General features: G+C 36.2%; 18 protein-coding genes and 1 rRNA gene. 5 read left to right on the plus strand and 14 right to left on the minus strand.

The window, feature by feature from the left end; genetic code table 11:
* The first annotated feature begins 135 nt into the window (after positions 1 to 135).
* A 5S ribosomal RNA gene (gene rrf, locus AEQU1_RS12885) occupies positions 136 to 244 on the plus strand.
* Positions 245 to 367: 123 nt separating this feature from the next.
* On the opposite strand, the gene AEQU1_RS12890 is transcribed toward rrf, so the two are convergent.
* The gene (locus tag AEQU1_RS12890) at positions 368 to 1,621 is read right to left on the minus strand and encodes a kelch repeat-containing protein (RefSeq protein WP_111881759.1); all 1,254 of its coding nucleotides are present in this window, start codon (positions 1,619 to 1,621) and stop codon (positions 368 to 370) included.
* A gap of 145 nt (positions 1,622 to 1,766) precedes the next feature.
* On the opposite strand from AEQU1_RS12890, the gene AEQU1_RS12895 reads away from it, so the two are divergent.
* Both AEQU1_RS12895 and AEQU1_RS12900 read left to right on the plus strand, forming a co-directional pair.
* Positions 1,767 to 2,888, plus strand: a complete 1,122-nt coding sequence (locus AEQU1_RS12895; RefSeq protein WP_111881761.1) for a sensor histidine kinase — start codon at positions 1,767 to 1,769, stop codon at positions 2,886 to 2,888.
* Complete coding sequence (locus AEQU1_RS12900; protein ID WP_111881762.1) at positions 2,885 to 3,580, plus strand: LytTR family DNA-binding domain-containing protein; 696 nt, start codon at positions 2,885 to 2,887, stop codon at positions 3,578 to 3,580. Before AEQU1_RS12895 ends, AEQU1_RS12900 begins: the two co-directional genes overlap by 4 nt.
* A gap of 43 nt (positions 3,581 to 3,623) precedes the next feature.
* Here the strand turns inward: AEQU1_RS12900 and AEQU1_RS12905 are convergent, their stop codons facing one another.
* From AEQU1_RS12905 to AEQU1_RS12965, 13 genes are all read right to left on the minus strand, one after another.
* Positions 3,624 to 3,848: a DUF6095 family protein gene (locus tag AEQU1_RS12905; RefSeq protein ID WP_111881764.1), complete on the minus strand. Its 225-nt coding sequence runs from the start codon at positions 3,846 to 3,848 to the stop codon at positions 3,624 to 3,626.
* Complete coding sequence (murQ, locus tag AEQU1_RS12910; protein ID WP_111881765.1) at positions 3,841 to 4,656, minus strand: N-acetylmuramic acid 6-phosphate etherase; 816 nt, start codon at positions 4,654 to 4,656, stop codon at positions 3,841 to 3,843. The genes AEQU1_RS12905 and murQ overlap by 8 nt, the downstream gene beginning before the upstream one ends.
* A 30-nt stretch (positions 4,657 to 4,686) precedes the next feature.
* A complete protein-coding gene (locus AEQU1_RS12915) occupies positions 4,687 to 5,484 on the minus strand; it encodes a DUF4249 domain-containing protein (RefSeq protein WP_111881767.1) in 798 nt (265 codons plus the stop codon).
* Between the two features lie 4 nt (positions 5,485 to 5,488).
* Positions 5,489 to 7,849, minus strand: coding sequence for a TonB-dependent receptor (locus AEQU1_RS12920; RefSeq protein ID WP_111881768.1), 2,361 nt, complete (start codon positions 7,847 to 7,849; stop codon positions 5,489 to 5,491).
* Between the two features lie 64 nt (positions 7,850 to 7,913).
* Positions 7,914 to 10,142, minus strand: coding sequence for an NADP-dependent isocitrate dehydrogenase (locus AEQU1_RS12925; RefSeq protein WP_111881770.1), 2,229 nt, complete (start codon positions 10,140 to 10,142; stop codon positions 7,914 to 7,916).
* 823 nt (positions 10,143 to 10,965) lie between these two features.
* On the minus strand, positions 10,966 to 11,316 hold the full coding sequence (gene rplS, locus AEQU1_RS12930) for a 50S ribosomal protein L19 (RefSeq protein ID WP_111881772.1): 351 nt from the start codon (positions 11,314 to 11,316) through the stop codon (positions 10,966 to 10,968).
* A gap of 137 nt (positions 11,317 to 11,453) precedes the next feature.
* On the minus strand, positions 11,454 to 13,253 hold the full coding sequence (locus AEQU1_RS12935) for a DUF885 family protein (RefSeq protein WP_111881773.1): 1,800 nt from the start codon (positions 13,251 to 13,253) through the stop codon (positions 11,454 to 11,456).
* Between the two features lie 52 nt (positions 13,254 to 13,305).
* On the minus strand, positions 13,306 to 13,980 hold the full coding sequence (trmD, locus tag AEQU1_RS12940; protein ID WP_111881775.1) for a tRNA (guanosine(37)-N1)-methyltransferase TrmD: 675 nt from the start codon (positions 13,978 to 13,980) through the stop codon (positions 13,306 to 13,308).
* 70 nt (positions 13,981 to 14,050) lie between these two features.
* Positions 14,051 to 15,226, minus strand: coding sequence for a DUF748 domain-containing protein (locus tag AEQU1_RS12945; RefSeq protein WP_111881776.1), 1,176 nt, complete (start codon positions 15,224 to 15,226; stop codon positions 14,051 to 14,053).
* Between the two features lie 123 nt (positions 15,227 to 15,349).
* A complete protein-coding gene (locus tag AEQU1_RS12950; protein ID WP_111881778.1) occupies positions 15,350 to 16,783 on the minus strand; it encodes a cadherin repeat domain-containing protein in 1,434 nt (477 codons plus the stop codon).
* 10 nt (positions 16,784 to 16,793) lie between these two features.
* Positions 16,794 to 18,227, minus strand: coding sequence for a cadherin repeat domain-containing protein (locus AEQU1_RS12955; RefSeq protein ID WP_111881780.1), 1,434 nt, complete (start codon positions 18,225 to 18,227; stop codon positions 16,794 to 16,796).
* A gap of 99 nt (positions 18,228 to 18,326) precedes the next feature.
* Complete coding sequence (locus AEQU1_RS12960) at positions 18,327 to 19,775, minus strand: glyceraldehyde-3-phosphate dehydrogenase (RefSeq protein WP_111881781.1); 1,449 nt, start codon at positions 19,773 to 19,775, stop codon at positions 18,327 to 18,329.
* Between the two features lie 138 nt (positions 19,776 to 19,913).
* Positions 19,914 to 21,302: a trypsin-like peptidase domain-containing protein gene (locus AEQU1_RS12965; protein ID WP_111881782.1), complete on the minus strand. Its 1,389-nt coding sequence runs from the start codon at positions 21,300 to 21,302 to the stop codon at positions 19,914 to 19,916.
* A 262-nt stretch (positions 21,303 to 21,564) separates the two neighbouring features.
* On the opposite strand from AEQU1_RS12965, the gene dapF reads away from it, so the two are divergent.
* Both dapF and AEQU1_RS12975 read left to right on the plus strand, forming a co-directional pair.
* A complete protein-coding gene (gene dapF, locus AEQU1_RS12970; RefSeq protein WP_111881785.1) occupies positions 21,565 to 22,338 on the plus strand; it encodes a diaminopimelate epimerase in 774 nt (257 codons plus the stop codon).
* Positions 22,335 to 22,859 carry a GNAT family N-acetyltransferase gene (locus AEQU1_RS12975; protein WP_111881787.1) on the plus strand — a complete coding sequence of 175 codons (525 nt, stop codon included), beginning with the start codon at positions 22,335 to 22,337 and terminating at the stop codon, positions 22,857 to 22,859. Before dapF ends, AEQU1_RS12975 begins: the two co-directional genes overlap by 4 nt.
* Positions 22,860 to 22,866 lie beyond the last annotated feature (7 nt).

Here is a 22,866-nt window from a genome sequence, read left to right on the forward strand (position 1 = left end):
TCACTTTTCTTCTATTGTTTATTTCCTGATATGTCAAGATATTTGTTGCGCACAGCGCAACGCTTTAGGCTCTAAGCCTTAAGCCACGGGCCCTAAAAAGCCTACAGCTTATAGCTTGTGGCCGATTGCTAAAACTAAGGTGGTTATAGCGACGGGGCTCACCTCTTACCTTTCCGAACAGAGAAGTTAAGCCCGTTTGCGCCGATGGTACTGCATCCTGTGGGAGAGTAGGTCGCCGCCTTCCTTTAAAACCCCCTCCATTTAATTGGAGGGGGTTTTTTTATGTGAAAAAGTAAAGGATTGCCACCAAAATAAAAATTGATTGTGATCGAATTTGAAGTTAGCAATGTAAAACATTTATCCTTCTTTAATTATATACCAACATTTTCTTTGTTTGGGAAATTCCATTTTGAAAAACAGTACAAAAATACAAACCGTTAGAAATATCTAATTCTTCGATTAAAATTGTGTTGTTTCCTAAAGAGATAGTATTGTAGTCTATTTTTTTCACAATTCTTCCTTGTCCATCCCAAATTATTATTTTTAGAGGTCCTTCTTCGGTAAGGCAAAGACTTAGTTTTACTATATGACCTCTCAAGATTTTAAAATTCTCAATACCGCAATCCTTTTCCGAATAATCATTTATTGAAAGACTCCCTTCCTGTGAATAAATCTCGGTCTCAAAAAGATAATCTGTCTGAAAGCCTGAAGCACAGATTAGTTTTGATGTATTTCCAATAAAGACTGAACCGCTGTTTCCTGTTAACCAAGATGTTGGTTTTGGTGCTAATTGCTGCCAATTATCTGTGTCTGGATTATAGAAATAGGTTTCATCAGAGAAGGTTTCAAAAGTATTGTCTGTACTACCACCTGTCATAATCACCCCGTCACGCCAAGTTTGTGCTTCGAAAAATGTCCTGGTCTGTCCGGGAAAAGAGGTTTTTTCTTCCCATGTAATTATAGAACGGTCGTTGGCGTCAATTGTTCCAACCCGGACGGTATTCCAATAATTAGGGGATAAAAAAGCATCGCTGCCACACATATACACCAGTTTATTATTGTGAATTGCAAAGCCTCCCCAACTTATACTAGTTCCGGGAGGCAACATTGGCGTTGCTTCCCGCCAACGATTGTAATTGCTATTGTACAAATAGGTTTTGTGCTGATATCCACCAACAACATAAATTAAACTATCTTGATATGATACTGCTCTGGCATCAACGATATTTCGAGGAAAGTCTGCGGCATCAGTCCATGTATCAGTTGCGATATTGTATTTGCGTACTTTTTTTATAGCATTTCCTGGCGTGGTCAACAGACCACCAATCATATAAATAGTATCTTTCAGAACTGCTATCGACCCGCCCAATAACTGTGTTGGTGGGGGAGCAACATTTGTCCAAGTATCATTACTTAGCTGATACCGCTGTGTAATTGGTGTAATTATACCATCTTGATTTCTACCTGAAACCATATAAAGATATCCGTCACCAGCTTTGCTGTAACCAATTGTTTGCCCTGCACGTATTCGCTCTGGAATATCGGCACCGGAGATCCATTGCGCGGTCATATTTGGAATTGTGAGTAAAATGAATACAAGGTAAAATAGATAAGTTTTCATAATGATTGTTTTAGAATTCACTTAAAATTAATTCATTATAAAGCTCAAAATTTCAGATAGTTACAGACACACGCTATTAATCAATGAAAAGCATTTTAACGTTTACAAATGGTCGTTGTTCTTAATAATTTAAACAAACACGTCATTGGGAGATACAAATACGTTGTTTGTAGCAACTTATGAAAATCTAAATGCAAAACCGTATTTTTATGCCATGCAAAAAAGATGGACAAAACACGTTTTCTTTTGGTTGGCGTATCATTCCTTTGAAGTTTATACAGATTTTTTATGGATGCTGAACCAATACAGTCTTTCAGTTTGGGAAGCTTTCAAAATGTCCTCTATCGCAGAAACTGTAATTCTCTTGGCAATCAAGTTGCCAATGGTTTATATAATGTTTCACTTTCTTTCAAAATATACTGTAGAAAAACCGAATCGATTTAAATTGATCTTTTCGCTCAGCACAGTACTTATTTTGTTCAGCATTTTGGCACAGTTCATTATAGTGTATCTGTTCTTGCCAACTATTTATAAAAACGTTGATGTAGCGGAAACATTTGCTTTCCAAGGGATAATCAACTCATTTATGGACAAGGTATTTATAGCGTGTTTGGCGATTGCGCTAAAGCAAATGTCCAACAGTCAAAGGCTTCGCGAAAGAGAGGGATTGCTGGTAAAAGAAAAATTGAAAACCGAATTGAACCTTCTAAAATCTCAAATAAACCCACACTTTCTGTTCAATACATTAAATAATATCTATTCTCTGGCGCGGAAAAAATCTGATAAAACTCCTGAAGTTGTACTGAAACTTTCAAAACTCCTTCGGTTTGTAATGTATGAAACACAGCATCAATACATACCTATAAAGAAGGAATTAGATTTTTTAAAGGATTATATTGAATTGCACAAAATACGTTATAACGAAAGGCTAAGAATTGACTTTAACTATGAAGTGGATGATTTAAGTACGCAAATAATGCCACATATTCTTACTCCTTTTGTTGAAAATGCATTTAAACACGGGGCAAGTCAGTCTACGGAAGCAACATTGATATCAATTGAATTGAAAATTTATCAAAATCAATTGAATTATAAGGTGGAAAATTCATTCGAACCAACGCATTTGGATAATGAAGAAAACGGCATTGGATTAAGAAACTTACAGCGCCAATTAGAATTGATGTATAAAAATTTTAGTATGGAGACAAAAAATAAAAATCAAAGGTTCATTGCAGAACTTTCAGTGAATTTAATCCAAAAAGTATGACTATTAGATGCCTAGTTGTAGAGGACGAGCCATTGGCTACCGATGTGATGGTTGATTTTATTAGCCAAGTTCCATTTTTAATTTTAGAAAAAACGTGTACAGATGCCCTTGCAGCAATGAAGATTTTGAATGAACGGAAAATCGATTTGATATTTCTCGATATCCATTTGCCAAAATTGAAGGGGTTGGACTTTTTAAGCACACTAAAAAACCCTCCAATGATTATTATAACAACTGCATATCACGAATTTGCGCTGAAAAGTTATGATTACCATGTGCTGGATTACCTTCTAAAACCAATCGAGTTTAGCAGATTTATGGTTGCGGTACAAAAAGCTGCAAGCCAAACCAATAAAGAAGTCTTTACGATTGAAGAGACGGCAAAAGACGGATTGTTTTTTACCGTCAACAAAAAGAAAGCACGCGTGGCCTTTCATTCAATCATTTATATTGAAAGTCAACGCGAGAATGTAAAAATTGTGACTGAAACGAACATTCTCCAAACTAGAATCGCCATTAGTGAATTGGAAAAACAACTGCCCGATAGCTTTGTTCGCATTCATCGGTCATACATTGCGTCAAAACAAAAAATAGATTTTGTGGAGGGACAGGAAATTGAAATTCGCGGAAAGCGTTTGCCGATTGGTAGAAGTTATAAAAATGAAGTCCATTCGGCTTTGGGCATTAAATAAAGCGATGTCTTAATTTTTTGAAGGATAAATAAAAGAATCAAGATTAAAAAATAGATTTTAAAATTGTATTTATTCCTTTAAATAAAAGATAAATTGCCCCGGCACCAGCAACTATTCCAAAGAAAAGAAACACGAAAAACATAAAGGTTTCTTTATTTAGAAAAGATAGGGTTAATAAATAAGGACTTAAAAAAAGTAAAGGCAAAGCAAAAGCCATAAATTTTAGGCCTTTTTTCAATATATCAAAATCTGTATGTTCTTTACCCATTTTGAAAATTATTTATAGCGTTCCGAACATTTTTATGTTTTTCCAAAAGTATTTGAGCCTCAGTTTCCGAAATATTTAGTTCTTCCATGATCATTCGTATACCGCGATCCACGAGCTTATTGTTGCTCAATTGCATATCTACCATTTTATTTCCTTTTACTCTTCCCAATTGAATCATCGCAGCGGTTGAAATCATATTGAGCACCAATTTTTGAGCAGTTCCTGCTTTCATTCGTGAGCTTCCGGTAACGAATTCTGAACCTACAATTACAACAATAGGAAATTGTGCCGTTGTAGCCAACGGACTTCCTTCATTACAAGTTATACAACCTGTGGAAATATTTTTTTCATTACATTTTTTAAGTGCTCCAATTACATAAGGAGTAGTTCCTGAAGCTGCAATGCCTATAACAAAATCTTTTTCTGTGATATTTTCTTTTTGGAGATCTTCCCAGCCTTGATTTTCAGAATCTTCTGCAAACTCTACTGCCTTTCTAATGGCGATATCGCCTCCCGCAATTAAACCAATAACTAAATTGTGAGGAACTCCAAAGGTGGGGGGGCATTCACTGGCATCAACAATGCCTAAACGACCACTGGTTCCTGCGCCAATGTAGAAAAGTCTTCCGCCAGATTTCAATTTTTCAATAACTTTTTCTGTGAGTCTTTCTATCTGTGGAAGTGATCTCTCAACAGAATCAGCAACGGTTTTGTCTTCGCTATTTATCTTTTGAAGCAATTCAGAAACGTTCATTTTTTCTAAATGATTGTATTTTGAATTCAATTCGGTCGTTTTTATAAAAGGCATAGTCAAATTTACGATTTTGAAATAAATTAATTACTGTACAGTATAATTAAGTGTTGACACTTCAGAAACCTTAAAATATCCCAATGGATAATTATCTGGATTTGTTTGGTTCACAATATTGCCACGTACAGTAGCTGGCTGTGTTTCAAAAGGGCCACCACCGCCGCCAGTTTGTTGTAAAAGGATAAACATAAAATTATAATACGCTTCACTTACACCGTAAATATTGAATTGTACTTCATCTCCCGGCGCCAAATCTTCCACCAAGTAATATCCAAAAATAGTATTACCATCAAAAAATTCATCGTTATAAACATCAAGAGCGTCACCTCTTTCAGAAAGACCTTCAAAAAAATAAAAATTTTGTTCTCCAGCTGGATCGGTAAAAAATGCTTTTAGTTCAATGTCTTCTCCTGTAAAACCTCCATCGTCACGTTGCTCAACAAATTCTAAAGGAGAAACGGTGTAAAGCGTTTCTGTGGCGGAATATGTTTCTTCTTTATATACTATGTTTAAAGTGTATTCCACATTAAGTTGTGGCGAGAGGTTGGAGTTGTAGATTCCGTTTTGGGAATACATAAACGGATATATTAAGCCGTTCTCATCAGTAACGGTAATTTCTGCGTCTGTAACAAAAGGAATGTTATTGTCAAAAAATGGAGCAGTAGTAGTTAGTCTAACTGCACTGCTAGCATTGCCGTTTTCCCAAACATTTAAATTTGCTTCAATTACTAGTCTGGGAGCGGCTTCATTAAGTTCAACATCAATAACATCTTCACAAGAAGTTACTATTCCGAAGAAAAACACCATTAAAAATAACTTCTTCATATTCTTAAAATTTAAAGTTATAGGTTACTGAAGGAATTATCCCAAAAATTGAAAGTCGCACAGCTTCGTTTTGTCCAATATCTGTATTTTCTCGAAACGAAACTGAAGCAGCATTCTTTCTATTGTACGCATTATAAATGCTAAAAACCCATTCGCCTTTCCAGCGTTTGGTACTTTCGGGTTTTGGTGTCCAAGTTGCAGAAAAATCCAATCGGTTATAAGATGAAAGTCTACTGCTGTTGCGAGCTTCATAAACTGGAACTACCACGCCGTTGTATTCATATTGTCCTTCTGGATAGGTGGTAGGTATTCCTGTTTGAAAGATAAAATTTGCGCCAAAAGACCATTTTTTTGAAAGTTCATATTGGCCCGTAATTGAAATATCATGCGTTTTGTCCCACGCTGAATTATACCAATCGCCATTATTTATTCCGCTTTCAATAGAAGTTCTTCCAGGGGTGCGTTGTTCACTTTTGGAAAGCGTATATGCCATCCATCCCTGTAGTTTTCCAGTATTCTTTTTAAAAAGAATCTCCAAGCCATATGCTCTTGCTTCCCCATTTAAAAGAATTTGCTCTACGGCATCGTTGGCTATTAAATCGGCATCATCAATATAATCCAATCTGTTTTGTACTTTCTTGTAGTAGGTTTCTACTTCTAAGGAATAATTTTTAAAATTCCTGAAATATCCCAACGCTACTTGATCTGCCAATTGGGGTTCAATATACTTGCCGCTCGGGGCGTAAATATCAAACGGAGTGGGGGAAGTAGTGTTGCTAATTAAATGTATATATTGAGTCATTCGATTATAACTAGCTTTGATTGAAGTATCGTCATTCAGCAAATAGGAAATAGCAAATCGCGGCTCTAAATTAGCAAAGGACTTTATGGTTTCACCTCTACTAAAAGAAACAGTATCATTTGGTTTTGCTTTCTGGTAAATATCTAAGCTTTGATTGTAAATAATTGGGTTGTCATTTTCATATAAAAAGAATTCATCTTGTCCCAAACGATTGAAAGTTGATAACCGAAGTCCTGCCTTTACAGAAATTTTATCAGAAAGTTCAATTTCGGCATCTACATAAGCAGCATTTTCCCAAGCATATTTATCGGTCAGTTTGAAAGCGTTAATTCCAGAATCTTGTGTTGTTGGTGTTACATTTCCGGGATTGAATTTGTAATAAATACTATTTATACCGTAGCGCAAATCTATATTTTCTGAAATGTAATTTGTAAAATCGTATTTCAGATTAAGATTGCGTACACCACTATCAAAATTAAATTCAACAAATTTCAGTTCCAAGCCGTAATAGTAATCGGAATAAATCACCGATAGGTTTGAAAACAATTTATCTGAAAAAAGATGGTTCCATCGAAGGTTGAGTGTGGTGTTTCCGAAGCTATTCGCGAAGCTGTCCGATATTTCAAACACATCCCTTCCAAAGTATCCTGACAAAAAGAGGCGGTTATTATCATTGAGGTTGTAGCTAAGTTTAGTGTTCAAATCATAAAAATAGGCGATGTTGTCATTGTCAAATAGCGGAAGAAATAAATGTGCATAACTACTGCGGCCACCCACCAAAAATGATGCAACGTCCTTTTTTATAGGACCTTCCAAAAGCAATCTACTTGCAACAAGTCCAATACCCCCACTGGCGTGATATTCCCGTTTATTCCCATCTTTTTGGTAAATATCCAAAACCGAAGAAATGCGTCCGCCATATCGCGCGGGAATTCCCCCTTTATAAAGTGTTAAATCTTTAATGGCATCGGGATTAAAAACCGAAAAGAAACCGAACAAATGCGAAGAATTATAAAGCGTAGCCTCGTCTAACAAAATCAAGTTTTGGTCTGCAGCACCACCGCGAACGTTGAAACCGCTGGCACCTTCGCCTGCACTGGTAACACCGGGAAGTAGTGTGATGGCTTTTATAACGTCTACTTCACCTAAAACCACGGGCACTTTTTTAATAGTATTGATGGAAAGAACATTCGTACTCATTTGTGCATTGCGAATGTTCAGCTTTTCAACATCAGTTTCAATAATTACCTCATCCAAGCTTTCGGTATCTGTAGCGAGTTCCAAATCCTGTTTTAAATTTTCTAAAAGTGAAATTTGAATTTTTTGTGCGGCAAAACCGATGCTGCTATAAATAATTTCATAATCACCCTTGGGAAGCGTTATAGAGTAATAACCGTATTGATTTGTAACTGTTCCCGTTTGTAGGGAAGGAATAATCACATTTACGCCGAAAAGTGTTTCCCCAGTTTCAGCTTCGGAAATGGTCCCGCTGATTGTGAATTTTTCTTGTGCGAATGCTGTAAGGCTTCCGAAGAAAATTAGAAAAGTGAGTAATTTTTTCAAATGTTTGATTCTTAGATATAAAAAAACCTTCAGCTACACTGAAGGTTTTAAAACGTTTAGGTTTTTACTTTATTTCTGAAAGTATGTTATTAAAAGTTTTGCTCGGTCGCATTGCTTCAGAAATCAGCTTTTCGGTTGGCTCATAGTAGCCGCCAATATCTACTGACTGTCCTTGAACCGCGATCAGTTCACTATTTATTTGGGTTTCGTTTTCCTTTAATTTTTTTGCAATTGGGCTGAATATTTTTTTCAAATCTTCATCTTTGTTTTGTTGCGAAAGAGCTTCTGCCCAGTACATGGCTAAATAGAAATGACTTCCGCGATTATCAATTTCATTCACTTTTCGCGAAGGTGATTTACTATTTTCAAGATATTTTTCAGTTGCTTCATCCAAAGCATCTGCTAAAACTATTGCTTTTGGATTGTTGTATTTAGTACCCAAATGTTCTAAAGAAACTGCCAAAGCCAAAAATTCACCCAAAGAATCCCAACGTAGATGATTTTCTTCCATAAACTGTTCAACGTGTTTTGGGGCAGAGCCTCCAGCTCCCGTTTCAAATAAACCGCCACCGTTCATCAACGGGACGATGGAAAGCATTTTTGCGCTCGTACCCAATTCCAAAATAGGGAAGAGGTCGGTCAAGTAATCTCGCAGTACATTTCCAGTTACTGAAATAGTATCTTTGCCAGCTTTTACGCGTTCCAAAGTATATTCTGTAGCTTTTTCGGGAGAAAGAATTTTAATGTCTAACCCGTCGGTATCGTGTTCAGGAAGGTATTTTTTTACTTTTTTAATGAGTTCCGCATCGTGGGCGCGATTTTCATCCAACCAAAAAATTGTTGGGTTTCCAGTTGCTCTGGCTCGATTAACTGCTAGTTTTACCCAGTCTTGAATAGGCAAATCCTTTACTTGGCACATTCTCCAAATGTCACCTTTTTCAACAGCGTGTTCTATGATTACTTTTCCGGAAGCGTTTAAAACCTCAACTTTTCCATCAGCGGAAATTTCAAAAGTTTTATCGTGGCTTCCATATTCCTCGGCTTTTTGTGCCATCAAGCCTACGTTTGGAACTGTTCCCATTGTAGTTGGATCAAAGGCTCCGTGTTTTTTGCAAAATTCAATAGTGGTTTCGTAAACCCCTGCGTAACTACTATCTGGAATTACTGCTTTGGTATCGTGACTTTTTCCATCTGGACCCCACATTTGTCCTGAATTTCTAATCATGGCCGGCATGGATGCATCTACAATAACGTCACTTGGAACGTGAAGGTTGGTAATACCTTTGTCGCTATTCACCATTGCCAAATCTGGTTGTTCAGTCATTATCTTTTTAATGTCCTGCAGAATAGCGTCTCTTTCATATTCGTTTAATTTGGAAAGTTTGTTTTCCAGATCGCCCAAGCCATTATTAGCATCAACTCCTATTTTTTTAAAGGTATCAGCATATTTTTTAAACAAATCCTCAAAATAAACCTTTACTGCATACCCGAAAATAATCGGGTCGCTCACTTTCATCATCGTTGCTTTCAAGTGAATAGAAAATAGTACTTTCTTATCTTTGGCATCTTTTATTTGTTCCTCCAAAAAGGAAACCAATGCTTTTTTGCTAAGCACTGTTGCGTCGATGATTTCATCTTTTAAAACTTTCAGGTTATCTTTTAAAATTGTTTTATTTCCATTGTTTTCCACCAATACAATACTCAAACTATCATCGCTAGTTAAGGTTAATGATTTTTCATTGTGAAAGAAATCGCCGTGCTGCATTGTGGAAACGTGGCTTTTGCTGTTGCTACTCCAAGCACCCATACTATGAGGATGTTTTTTAGAGAAATTTTTTACTGCTTTTGGAGCGCGACGATCACTGTTTCCTTCACGAAGTATTGGGTTTACTGCACTTCCTTTTACTTTGTCATATTTCGTTTTAATTTCCTTTTCCTCTGGAGTAGAAGCAGTTTCGGGATAATCTGGAATAGGGAATCCTTTCTTTTGAAGCTCTTCAATAGCCTCTGTAAGCTGCGGAAAAGAAGCACTAATGTTTGGCAGCTTAATAATATTTGCTTCGGGTGTTTTTGCAAGTTCTCCCAGTTCTGTTAAATCATCATTAACACGTTGGTTTTCTGAAAGGTATTCAGGGAAAACGGTCAAAATACGAGCGGCAAGTGAGATGTCGCGGCTTTCAAGTTTTATATTGGCGGGAGAAGTGAATGCTTTAACAATAGGTAAAAAAGAATAGGTTGCTAAAGCGGGTGCTTCATCGGTTTTTGTGTATATAATTTTGGAAGAGTTTATCATAGATTTTTTTGAAATATAATGGTTGACTTTTTACAATTTAAGGAATACAAATATAACGATTTGAGAGGGCTTTTAAAAGCTAATAAAGGTCTTAATTATTTAATTCAATTGAGGGTTGTTAATATTAAGTGTTGAATATTAAATGGGGGTTATTCATTCTAAATTCAAAATTTTACTATGAGTTATTTATGACTTATATAAGGGAAGCCTTATGTGTTAGGATTACAATAATGACAGTGTTATGTCGAGATTCGGGATGGAAAACAATGATTTAAAACAAGAAAAGCCATATCACTGTATAAAATACATTGTGATATGGCTCCTTGTAAAGCAAACCGTTACCAACCAATTCACCGAGGTGAATTCCAAGGCAAGTTTATTATACCCTTGCGGTTGTGATTTACTTACACGGGTTTCGTTTTGTAATTTTAATCTTCCGTGAGGTTGATTCCATTTTCAAAAACTGACCCAAAACTTTTTTCAATCTCAGTACTAATAATCTAAAGATCGTGAGTGCCTCAAGCAATTAAAAAAAGCCTATAAAGTGTTTTCTTTTTATTTTTTCAAATCTAAAAACTAACAATCTTGAGAGCGTTAGCTTCATTAATAATTTGAAAAAAATATTTGTAAAAGAACGTAACTTTTGTTTATCATTTTGGCTATTATACCATTTTGATACTGCTAATATAGAATGTAAATTCTAATATACAACAAAACATAACCCATTAATAGTCCACCGTTTACAAACATGGCTTATAAACAATTGTTCATAAAAAAAGCCCTGTAATAACAGGGCTTTTGATAGTTTTCAACAAAGAATGAACTACATACGTTTTTCTTTGATACGGGCTTTTTTACCAGTAAGACCTCTAAAGTAATAGATACGAGCTCTACGCACGCTACCTTTTTTATTAATCTCGACTTTTTGAAGTGCTGGCATATTAATTGGAAAAATACGCTCTACACCAACGGTACCACTCATTTTACGAATTGTAAAAGTTTTGGTAATCCCTGATCCTTTAACTTGGATTACAACTCCTCTAAAGAACTGGGTTCTTGTTTTTTCACCTTCACGGATTTCGTAGTATACAGTAATAGTATCACCAGCTCCGAATTCAGGAAATTCTTTTTTTGTAACAAATTCGTCTTGTACAAATTTTATTAACGCTTCCATTTTGTAGTTTGATAAAGTTTAAATTAAAACAACGTTCGCGGTTCTCGCCAGAGGTTGAATTAAGTGGGTGCAAAATTAATCATTTAATCTTATGAAGCAAGGTTTTACTCTTTTTTTTGCTTTACGAAAGTTTAAGTTTATTTAGAATCATTTATCCATTTATCAATCTTGTTCTCAAGCAATTCCAAGGGAATACATCCAGTTTCTAAAACTTGATTGTGGAATTCACCAATTTTGAATTTATCGCCCAATTCTTTTTCTGCTTTATGGCGTAGTTCCAAAATCTTAAGTTGACCAATTTTGTATGCCAATGCTTGTCCGGGGTTTGCCATATACCTTTCTATTTCAGAAATAATTCCGGCTTCTGGTTCGGCTTCGTTTTCTAAACAATATTGAATAGCTTCCTCGCGCGTCCAGCCTTTGGAGTGCATTCCTGTATCAACAACTAAACGGACGGCACGGTGCATTTCAGCGCCTAGCATTCCGAAGTATTGGTAAGGGTCTGTATAAAGACCAAGTTCTTTTCCTAAAGATTCGCTGTAAAGCGCCCAACCTTCGCCGTAACCGCTGTAGAAAAGCGTTTTTCGAAACATAGGCAATTCGTCATTTTCCTGCGTTAAGGAAATTTGATAATGGTGGCCAGGAATAGCTTCGTGCAAGAATAAAGATTCATCGCTGTAAACATTATATTCCGAAGCATTTGGAATGGGAACATAAAAAATTCCGGGACGCGTTCCGTCCAAACTACCGGGATTGTATTCAGCACTTGCAGAATTTTCGCGAAATTTTTCAGTTTGTTTTACTTCAAAAGCAGTTTTGGGCTTATTGTCGAAAAGCACATCCAATTTTGGTTTCATCGTCTCATAAATAGCATAGAAATGATCGATGATTTGTTGCGGTTCTTTATAGGGCATTAATTCTTTATTAGTGCGAACAGAATTGAAAAATGCTTTCAAATCGCCTTTAAAACCTATTTGCTCTTTCACCTTTTCCATTTCGGAGGAAATTCGCGCCACTTCATTTAAGCCTAATTGATGGATTTCATCAGCTGTCATTTCAGTGGTTGTATATTTTTTTATTTGGTGTTTGTAATATGCTTCACCGTTGGGAGTATCTGCAATTCCGGTGGTAGATCTTGCAGCTTTTAAATAATCGCCAGCCATAAAATCGTGAAGACTTTGGTAGGCAGGAATCACTTTTTCGGAAACCATTTTTGAATAGGCTTCGGTAAGTTGTGTTTTGTCTGCTTCAGAAAAGGTATCTGGGAAATTTTTTATCGGGGAATAGAATAGGTTCTGATCCAATTTAGGCTCAGTCATTGCCTTAAGTTGCGGCACCACTTTTAAGATCAACGATTTAGGAAGCATATATCCAGCTGCCATACCTTCTTTCATTCGGCTTTCGGCGGAATTTAACCATATAACATAACCGTCCAAACGTTTTAGCCAATTTTTATAGTCTTCAACCGTGTTGAAAGGTTGTGCGCTGCTTCCGCTAGCCAATTGCCCCATCACCAAATTGACAGTCCACATTTGATTAATAGGAAAATAGGTGTCATTTTTAAAAGTGAGTGATTCCAGATTGATGTTGCATTCCCACAGTAATATATCTTTGCTCATCTTTTCGGTTTCGCTTAAATCTGTGTCATCAAATTTTGAAACTTCTTCTTTATAGTTTGTGTAATAATTTTTTAACTGAGAATCGTATTCATCCGAAAGGAAATTTGGGAAGCTGTCATTATAGCGCGTATCTCCTGAAAAAGTTGCATTAAGCGGATTTAGCTCTAAGCCTTCTTCGTAATAATTATCGAGCATTTTGTTGAAATCTGCGCTCACGGTATTTTCTGTTTTTGTGTTTTCTTTATCCTTTGATTCGTTTTTGCAAGCGGCGAAAAGAAATACCGCAAGTAGCATCGTTAAAATTTGTTTGGTCTTCATTATATATTGGTTTTAGTTGATTTTTGATTGCTACCTTGGCAAAAAGACTACTTTACTTGAGTAAATCCGGCCTGCGTTCCTTAGTACGTTTATATGCCTCATCTTCCCGCCACTCTTCAATTTTTCCGGTATTTCCGCTTGTTAATATTTCGGGAACTGCCCAGCCTTTATATTCTGCAGGACGTGTATAAACGGGTGGCGCTAATAAATCATCCTGAAAAGAATCTGTCAAGGCACTAGTTTCATTGCCCAAAACGCCTGGAATTAAACGGATTATTGCATCACAAACTAAGGCTGCGGCAAGTTCACCACCGCTTAATACGAAATCGCCAACTGAGATTTCTCTGGTAATGAAATGATCACGCACACGTTGGTCCACACCTTTATAATGTCCGCAGAGAATGATGATGTTTTCTTTCAGTGAAAGCTCATTGGCAGTATGCTGATTAAACGTTTTGCCATCGGGCGTCATATAGATTATTTCGTCATAATCGCGTTCCGCTTTTAATTCTGAAATACATTTATCTATGGGTTCTATCATCATCACCATTCCCGCGCCGCCGCCAAACTGGTAATCGTCTATTTGATTGTAAGAGCTGTTGGACCAATCACGAAGGTTGTGGGTGTGTACTTCCACTATGCCTTTTTCTATGGCTCGTTTTAGGATTGAAACTTCAAAGGGGCTTTTAAGCAATTCGGGTAGGACAGTGATTATATCAATTCGCATTATGAATGTTCTTGTATCCCAAAAAAGGCTTTGGGAATATTCCGTAAAAATAAGTATTTACGGCCTAAAATCAACCTTTCTTTGCTTCGCGCTCTTTTTTGCGCTCCTCGCGTCTTTGTTCTCTTTCTTTTTTGCGTAGCTCGCGTTTTTGTTCGCGTGTAATTTCACCTTCTTTAAAGGCGTCTTTATAATCAATTTCATTATCCACATCTCCTGTAAACGCTTTTATCCAAGCGTTTTTGAAAATATTCACAACAGTAGGTAAAACTCCCGCTTCCACATTATTTAGATCGCCTTCAAAGGGAACTTTAGTGGCTAAAGTATCTGTACCTTGGTTTTTTAATAAAAATTTAAAGAATCCTACAAAGCCTTCCCATAAAACATCGAGGAAGCTGTCTCCTTCTCCTATAAGTTCGGTATTGGTTAAAAGTGGTTTTACGTAGCCAATTATGTGTCCATCGGCAATGGCGACTTCGCTGTAAACTCCAAATTTCCCTTTGTCAAAATCTATTCCAGCATAATAGTTAGTAAAATCATTTAAAGCCGTTGCATCTGCATCTTCCAAGGAAAAGGAAAGGTCCATATCTGGGATTTCTTTCACCAAATTCATATTTCCTTCCAAAGCAACTTTTCCTTTTCCTATTGAAACGCCACTTGCACGAATAGGTGAGGGGAGGATGCGTTCTTTTTCAACTACGTTGCGGAGGTTATCTGCGGTTAGTTCCAGTTTGTCTATCTGTAAATCTATATTGGGTTCTGCGGAAAGTTGTACAAAGGCTACTTTTCCGTCGTGAACCTCAAAATGGTTTATGTCTATAGGTACAATATCAGTAAGTGCTTTGGTCCAATCATCTACATTTGCATCGCCACTTTCTTCTTTTTGGTCTTCGAAAACATAGATTACTTCAGGGCTGGTCATTATAATTTCACTTACAATTTTACCTTTGAAAAGTGATTTCCATTCAATTGAAATATCGCTTTTGGGAAAGTTCAAAAAAGGAACTTGTGATGCTGCAGTTCCTTTGCTTAGGTACATTCCATTAATAACATAAGCTCCCCGAATAAGGGAGATATCTACATCTTCAACTTGCCCGTAGTATCCTGGAATGTTTGCTAAAACCTTATTTATATTATTTTTTACGAGAATGGGGAGGTATAAACGAAAGGCGATTAGCAGGACTAAAATTATAATTGGAACCGTGTATCGCTTTTTTTTAAGACCTCTTCTTTTTTTCGTGTCAGACATTCTTCTGGAGTAAATAATTTTAACAAATTTGATCGAAACGATGGAAATTAACAGTTAACGAACTCATAAAAAAATTCCTGCACGTGCAGGAATCTTTCTTTTCAAAATTTAATAAAGTAACTTTTATAAGCTGCAATTGCCGTCTATGATGTCTTGTTTTGTTGGGTTGAAGGCATTAAGATAAACAGTATATGAAGTGACATGTCCATTTATCATTAAATTTTGTAAATCGCAGAAGTCAGTAAGATTTAAATTATGTATCACTTTTAAAGTCAAGTAAATGTTTGATAAGTTATTTAACCCATTTAAACTTGTTAAACCTTCATTATCTTCGATTTCTAGGTTTAAACAATCTGTTAAATTATTTAATCCCTGAAGATTTGTTAGAGAAGGATTTCTTATAATAGATATTCCTTCTTCAAGAGTTGTAATATGCTCAAGACCTTCTAAACTTTGAAGCATATCGTTATGAGAAATACCTAGACTGCTGGTTGGAGTTATATTTTGAATTCCATTTAGGTTTATGAGAGATGAATTGTAATTTATACCTAAAAAAGGTATTGTTGCATTCAAATTTTGAAGACCATTTAAATTCTCAAGAGCCGTATTACCGTTAATTGTAATACTACCCCCCACATTTGTTAAGTTGCTGAGTGCGTCTACATTGGTGATGGAAGGACAATAATTAATTGTTAATTGCTGTCCTATTGAAATTAGATTTCCTAACCATTCTAGATTATAAATTAAAGGATTAAGATACAACTGCAAAAAACCGTTAACACTCGATATTTGATTTAAGCCGTCTAAATTTACTAATGAGTCGTTGTTGTAAATAAATAGTGTTCCGCTAATTGCTGTTATATTGTTTAGGCCAACAATATTTGTTAATAATGGGTTGTTAAGGAAATTCAAATCTCCACCCAGATGCCTAATATTTTCTATTCCTGCTGTTGAAGTTAAATTCCCATTAAATCCGATTAAAAAATTATTATCTATTCTTTCCAAGGCGTTTAAAGGAGACAAATCATGAATATCACTAAATCCTGTTCCATCTCCAATTCCAATAAATAATGCTCCAGTAATATGTGTATAATTGTTAGCCCCAAAATTATTTACTTCATCCTGTGTTTTTAAATTTACATTCCCCTCATAAATATTCTCCTCCAACAAATCATTCAAAGTAATAGTAACAATAGCATTTTTAGAAATAGCTCCATTCACAACTTTTACGGTTCCAATGATTGTTGGGTTTGTTTCAAAATCAAAAAGCGTTTCATCTGCAACTTTTAGCTCTCCAGAAATTGCATCAATAGAAAAAGCTCCTGAGGGAGCCTGTTCAGTAATTGAAAAGGAAACCGTTCCTTCATTTGTACTTCCCAAAACACTTCCAATTATTTGCCCATTTATTGGATTTTCATCCATCGTTAGAGAAAAATCACTGGTTGACACGGTTACTGGTGTTTCTTCCTGAGTTGGTTCATCACTGTCCTTGGAGCAGGAAATGAAAATGAAAAATATGAAAGCGGCTGCTATTCTGAAAGGTAAAATTCTATACATAGTTTCATTTTTAAAGGCTACAGTTGCCGTCTATTATATCTTGTTTTGTTGGGTTGTAGGCATTACTTTCTGCAATAAAACCAAAATTGCTATGTAAGGTCAAAACGCTTCGCAACGTACAAAAGTCAGTGAGTAACATATTATTATAGCAACGAATATATACAAAACTTTCAAGTCCCTCCAACCCATTTAAACTTGTTAGACTTTCATTATCTTGAACCAAAAATGAATTGCCGGCTCTTTCTAAGTTATTGATACCTTGCAGGTCAGTAAGTGAGTTGTTGTTTCTAATTTCAATTCCGTTGTTAACTGCCGTAATTGCTCCAAGTCCATCTAAACTCTGTAGCGATTCATTGTTATTTATTGCCAATTCTTGAAAGACACCAATATTTTCCAGCCCTTGAATATTTTGAAGTGCAGTATTGCCAATTATATCCAAAAAAGCAATATCATCCGAAAAATATTGAAGTCCATCTAGATTTTCTAATGAAGTGTTGTTTTGAATCCTTATGGATCCATAGGCATCGGTAAAATTCCTTAAATTACTTAATGCGTTTATATTTCTAATTGAATTGCAGCCTATTAAACTAATTCCATTCCCAATTTCCGTAAGGTTTTGGAGCCAATCAATATCTGGCAATGCTGGACATAAAATTATTTGAAAATTATATTCGATTTGGGTAATTTGGCTCAAACCTGAAACATCGGTGAGTACTTCGTTGTTAGAAATGAAAATTCCAGGAATGGAAATAATGTTTTCAAATCCTTTAATGCTCTCTAATGAAGGATTTGTATAGATTGCTATTTGCCCTAAAATAAAATTTACATTGAGCCCTACAGTTGTTGTTAATACGGTATTATTTTTAATTTGTAGGCTATTGTTTACAATTCCAATACTATGTAGCGGGGATAAATCTGTAATATCAGTAGTTCCATTTTCATCGGGGTGACCAATAAGGAGTAGGCCATCTATTTGTGTGTAATTATTTGCTCCAAAAAGGTTTACTTCTTCCTGTGTTTTTAAAATAACATCTCCCTCATAAATATCTGCTACGTCATTTAGGTTAATAACAATAGAAGCATTTTCAGCAACCGCTCTATTAGCCACCTTAATTGTTCCCGTAATTATAGGATTCGTTTCAAAATCAAAAAGCATTTCGTCAGCAACTTTCAATTCACCCGATGAAGCATCAATAGTAAATGCTCCCGAAGGATTTTGTTCAGTAATTGAAAAAGTAACAGCTCCTTCATTAGTGCTTCCTTGAACGGTTCCGATTGATTGACCGTTGGTTGGGTTTTCATCCATTGTTTTCGAAAAATCTGAAGTGGTTACACTTGTTTCAGAAGGAGAAGGATCATTGCTGTCTTTGGAGCAGGAGTTTAATAGTATAACTGTAAAAACGAATAATACCCTAAGGGTAATATAGTTGACTGAAAATTTCATAAGAAAATGTTAAAAGAAGGGAGAAAGCCAAATATAAACAAAAAATCCTGTGGGCAAAACCACAGGATTAATTTTATAAAAAAAAGAGGAATTCAGCTATTAATAATAGGTAAATCTTCTAACCTGCGCAATATATTTTGCCAAGCGGATTACTTGATGGCTGTATCCATATTCGTTATCATACCATACATAAAGCACCACGTTTTTACCATCTTCCGTAACAATCGTTGCATTACTGTCATAGATGGCAGGAGCAGAAGAACCAACAATATCACTTGAAACAAGTTCGTTGTTCATAGAATATTTTATTTGCTCTACCAAATCGCCTTCCAAAGCATATTTTTTCATCGTAGAATTAATGCCGTCCAAAGTTGTTGGAGCAGCCAATTCAAGACTCAAAACTACCAAAGAACCGTTTGGAACAGGAACACGTATAGCGTTTGAAGTAAGCTTACCAGCTAAAACGGGCAATGCTTTTGCAACAGCACTTCCGGCGCCGGTTTCCGTTATTACCATATTTAATGCTGCAGCGCGGCCACGGCGGTATTTGCTGTGCATGTTATCTACCAGATTCTGGTCGTTTGTGTATGCGTGAATGGTTTCCAAATGGCCACGAACTACTCCGAAAGAATCCTCAACGGCTTTCAAAATAGGGGTAATGGCATTGGTAGTACAGGAAGCTGCTGAAAAAATATCAACCGTATTCGGGTCATATTCATTTTGGTTTACACCGTGAACAATATTCGGCACACCTTTTCCGGGAGCGGTAAGCAATACTTTTGAAGCACCTTTTGCTTTTAGGTGTCTGCCCAATTCCTTATCATCGCGGAAAGCGCCGGTATTGTCAATAACCAAAGCATCCTCGATGCCGTATTTTGTGTAATCTATATCTTCTGGATTGTTTGCAGAAATAATATGAACAGTTGTTCCATTTATAATCAAGGCACTGTTCTCAAGATCAGTGCGTACTGTTCCAGGAAAATCCCCGTGAATGGAATCGTATTGAAGCAAGGAAGCTCTTTTGTCCAAAACAGTTTGATCCATCTTTCCGCGTACAACGATAGCACGAAGGCGAAGTTGGTTACCTTGTCCAGTTCTGGTCATAAGCTCACGTGCCAATAAACGGCCGATACGTCCAAAACCGTAAAGAACTACATCTTTAGGAACAATGTTTTTGGTTTCCTTGGCATTTTTCAATTTGTCTGAAACGAATGCCAAAGCGTTTGAATATTTGTCGTCTTCCAAATGGAACTCATAGGTAAGTTTACCGATGTCCAATTTTGCTGGCGGAAGATCCAAAGTTTTGATAGCCTGTGCAATTTCAACAGAGTCGAAAATGGAGATTGGCTTTTGAACGAATTCGCCCGCATATTCGTGAAGGTTTAAAATTTCACTCACATTGCGGTCTATAAGTTGGTTGCGAAAAAGTACCAATTCAATGGACTTGTCGTACCAAAGGTCGCTAATGATTTTAATAAATTCTACTGAGGCTTTCCTGCGGTCAGTTTGAAAAGACAGTTCTTTTTCATAAACGTCATCAAAACTCATAAGGATGTATTTTTAAGGGGTTTAAATTTGTTGCAAAAATACTTATTTCAATCGTTGTAAAGAAATAATTGTGAAAAATAAAAACACCGCTGAAAGTTTTGATTTTCAGCGGTGTTTTCAATAATTATATTAATAATTCTATCTAAATATAAATGAGTTTATATTACCGGCAGTATCCATAAAAGTCATTTTTATGGGTGTGCGATTATCACGTTCTGTCATTATTCGTTTTACATCATTTATATCTTTCACGGTTTCATCATTCAATTGCGTAATAATAATTCCTTCCAATTTGTATTGTGCAACATCGGGCGTTAATGCTCTAGTTACGGTAACACCATTTTTTAATCCGCGTTCTTTTAATTCTGCAGGAGTGGTGTTTTTAACTTCTAGACCCAGATCGTCTATTGAAAAAGTTTCAAGTTTTACAAGAGTTACTGGAATTGTTTTTTCACTTCCATTGCGAACTACAGTTACTTCAACAACATCGTTCGGTCTTTTTGAACCAATATATCCCGCCAAATCTGCAAATTTGTTGACGGTTACGCCATCAAGTTGTTTGATTATATCACCTTCTTTAATTCCGCCTTTATCTGCGCCGCTGCCTTTTTCGATACCGCCAACGTAAACGCCTTGGGTTTCGTCAACTCCTAATTTATTTGCTAAATCTGAATTCAAATTACCTACTTGTATTCCCAAAATGCCCCGTTGTACATTTCCATATTCTAAAATATCCTCAATCACTTTTCGCGCATTATTTGAGGGCACTGCAAAAGAATATCCCACATAACTTCCGGTCTCGGAGGTAATCGCGGTATTTATTCCTATCAATTCCCCACGAGTATTTACCAAAGCACCGCCACTGTTCCCGCGGTTTACGGCTGCATCAGTTTGAATGAACGATTGCGGATTGCCGTCAAACTGATTTAAATCACGGGCTTTTGCACTTATAATTCCAGCAGTAACCGTTGAGGTTAAGTTAAAAGGATTCCCAACAGCAAGCACCCATTCGCCAATTTTGACATTGTTTGAATCACCAAAAGGGATAAATGGAAAATCGGCATCGCCATCAATTTTTATTAAGGCGATATCTGTTGTTGGATCTGTACCAATCAATTTCGCGGTGTATGTCTTATTGTTATTTAATGTTACTTCAAGATTTGCAGCATTGGCAATTACGTGATTATTGGTAACAATATAACCGTCGGGAGAAATGATTACACCACTTCCGCTACCAACCATAGCTCGCGGTTGGCCGCCACCCTGAAAATATTCCATAATATTTGTGGGTTGCCGGCTTACAGTCGTGTTTTTAACGTGAACTACTGCATGTACTGTTTTATCGGCAGCATCAGTAAAATCGGTATTCATGCCCTCGGCCGTCGAGGAAAAATTGGTGGGAATAAAATTTGAATTTTGTTGTGGGGCGAAGGAAATGTGTTCCTTTTCTTCGAAGAATTTATAGCCTCCAAGTGTGATTGCACCTGCAAAAAGTGCTACCAGAAATAAACGGACAGTTTGTTTCATTGTGTAAATTTTTTAATTAATACTGATTTAAATAAATTCAAAAACTTTTTATTCAAGTTTTGCATTTTTAAACTGTTTTTAGAATTTCGGTCCTGAGAAGAACGGAGGAGGGAAATTCTTTTTGAAGAAACATTTTTTAAATACTTCCACAAATTTAACAACGTTGGATTGAAAAAAGTATGCCACAAAGCTGTATTTAACTTGTATTTAACGTGAAAACTTTCCCGAAACTCGCTTCGGCTTTTTATATCTTTGCGCAGATATGGAATTCACTTTTTATAAATACCAAGGTACTGGCAATGATTTTGTGATTATCGACAATCGGGATGAATTTTTTCCGAAAGAAAATACGGAGTTGGTAGCTAAAATTTGCAATCGCCGTTTTGGCGTGGGTGCCGATGGGTTACTTTTGTTGGAAAAACATCCTTCGGCAGATTTCAAAATGGTTTATTACAATAGTGATGGAAATCTTAGCTCTATGTGCGGAAATGGCGGGAGATGTATTTCACATTTCGCAAAATTTCTGGGAATCATTTCTGAAAAAGCTACTTTTGAAGCTGTGGATGGAATGCACGAAGCTACCATTAAAACAGATTGGGTTTCACTGAAAATGAATGATGTTGAAGAAGTAAACGTTTCAGAAACCTACACTTTTTTAAATACCGGATCACCACATCACGTTGAAATGGTTACGGAACTTCAGGATTTTGATGTTTTTTCAAACGGAAGAAGTATTCGCAATAAAACATACGAAAAAGAAGGCTCCAATGTAAATTTTGTGGAGCAGAATGACGACGCGGTTTTTTCGGTCAGAACTTATGAAAGAGGCGTGGAAGACGAAACACTTTCCTGCGGAACAGGTGTTACCGCCGTTGCAATTGCAATGTTTGAATCTGGTAAAACTTCAGAAAATAAGGTTACTTTAAAAACGCTCGGGGGCCAACTGCAGGTTCGTTTTGAAAAGGAAGGCTCACAATATAAAAATGTATATTTGGAAGGACCGGCAATACAAGTTTTTAAAGGAATTTGGAAATGATGACACTAAAAGGAGAAAACATATTTCTGCGCGCTTTGGAACTTTCAGATTTGGATTTTCTTTACAATTTGGAAAACGACGAATCGCTTTGGGAAGTGAGCAATACCACAACGCCGTATTCTAAATATATTCTAAAGCAATATCTTGAAAATAGCCATCGCGATATTTACGACGTAAAACAATTGCGTTTAGTAATTTGTATAAGTGAAAACGAAGCAGTTGTCGGATTTATCGATTTATTCGATTTTGACCCAAAACACAATAGAGTAGGGCTTGGAATTGTAATTTTTTCCGAAGAAGATAAACGGAAAGGTTTTGCTTCGGAAGCAGTAAAACTTACGTGTAATTATGCTTTTAAGCATCTAAACACGCACCAAATTTTCGCTGGAATCACTGAAGAAAACAAAGAAAGTATTCAACTGTTTAAAAATGCTGGTTTTGAAAGAAGCGGTATAAAAAAGGATTGGGTTTTTTCCGAAGGAAAATATAAAGATGAGTATGTATATCAGTTAATTCGTTAATAAAAGG

Source organism: Aequorivita sp. CIP111184, assembly GCF_900489465.1.
Lineage (GTDB): Bacteria > Bacteroidota > Bacteroidia > Flavobacteriales > Flavobacteriaceae > Aequorivita.

What these genes read in the sequence shown, in the direction of transcription:
- AEQU1_RS12890 (WP_111881759.1), bottom strand. Translation starts at nt 1,621, where the DNA reads ATGAAAACTTATCTATTTTACCTTGTATTCATTTTACTCACAATTCCA.
- AEQU1_RS12900 (WP_111881762.1), top strand. Translation starts at nt 2,885, where the DNA reads ATGACTATTAGATGCCTAGTTGTAGAGGACGAGCCATTGGCTACCGAT.
- AEQU1_RS12905 (WP_111881764.1), bottom strand. Translation starts at nt 3,848, where the DNA reads ATGGGTAAAGAACATACAGATTTTGATATATTGAAAAAAGGCCTAAAA.
- murQ (WP_111881765.1), bottom strand. Translation starts at nt 4,656, where the DNA reads ATGCCTTTTATAAAAACGACCGAATTGAATTCAAAATACAATCATTTA.
- AEQU1_RS12915 (WP_111881767.1), bottom strand. Translation starts at nt 5,484, where the DNA reads ATGAAGAAGTTATTTTTAATGGTGTTTTTCTTCGGAATAGTAACTTCT.
- AEQU1_RS12925 (WP_111881770.1), bottom strand. Translation starts at nt 10,142, where the DNA reads ATGATAAACTCTTCCAAAATTATATACACAAAAACCGATGAAGCACCC.
- rplS (WP_111881772.1), bottom strand. Translation starts at nt 11,316, where the DNA reads ATGGAAGCGTTAATAAAATTTGTACAAGACGAATTTGTTACAAAAAAA.
- AEQU1_RS12935 (WP_111881773.1), bottom strand. Translation starts at nt 13,253, where the DNA reads ATGAAGACCAAACAAATTTTAACGATGCTACTTGCGGTATTTCTTTTC.
- trmD (WP_111881775.1), bottom strand. Translation starts at nt 13,980, where the DNA reads ATGCGAATTGATATAATCACTGTCCTACCCGAATTGCTTAAAAGCCCC.
- AEQU1_RS12945 (WP_111881776.1), bottom strand. Translation starts at nt 15,226, where the DNA reads ATGTCTGACACGAAAAAAAGAAGAGGTCTTAAAAAAAAGCGATACACG.
- AEQU1_RS12950 (WP_111881778.1), bottom strand. Translation starts at nt 16,783, where the DNA reads ATGTATAGAATTTTACCTTTCAGAATAGCAGCCGCTTTCATATTTTTC.
- AEQU1_RS12955 (WP_111881780.1), bottom strand. Translation starts at nt 18,227, where the DNA reads ATGAAATTTTCAGTCAACTATATTACCCTTAGGGTATTATTCGTTTTT.
- AEQU1_RS12960 (WP_111881781.1), bottom strand. Translation starts at nt 19,775, where the DNA reads ATGAGTTTTGATGACGTTTATGAAAAAGAACTGTCTTTTCAAACTGAC.
- AEQU1_RS12965 (WP_111881782.1), bottom strand. Translation starts at nt 21,302, where the DNA reads ATGAAACAAACTGTCCGTTTATTTCTGGTAGCACTTTTTGCAGGTGCA.
- dapF (WP_111881785.1), top strand. Translation starts at nt 21,565, where the DNA reads ATGGAATTCACTTTTTATAAATACCAAGGTACTGGCAATGATTTTGTG.
- AEQU1_RS12975 (WP_111881787.1), top strand. Translation starts at nt 22,335, where the DNA reads ATGATGACACTAAAAGGAGAAAACATATTTCTGCGCGCTTTGGAACTT.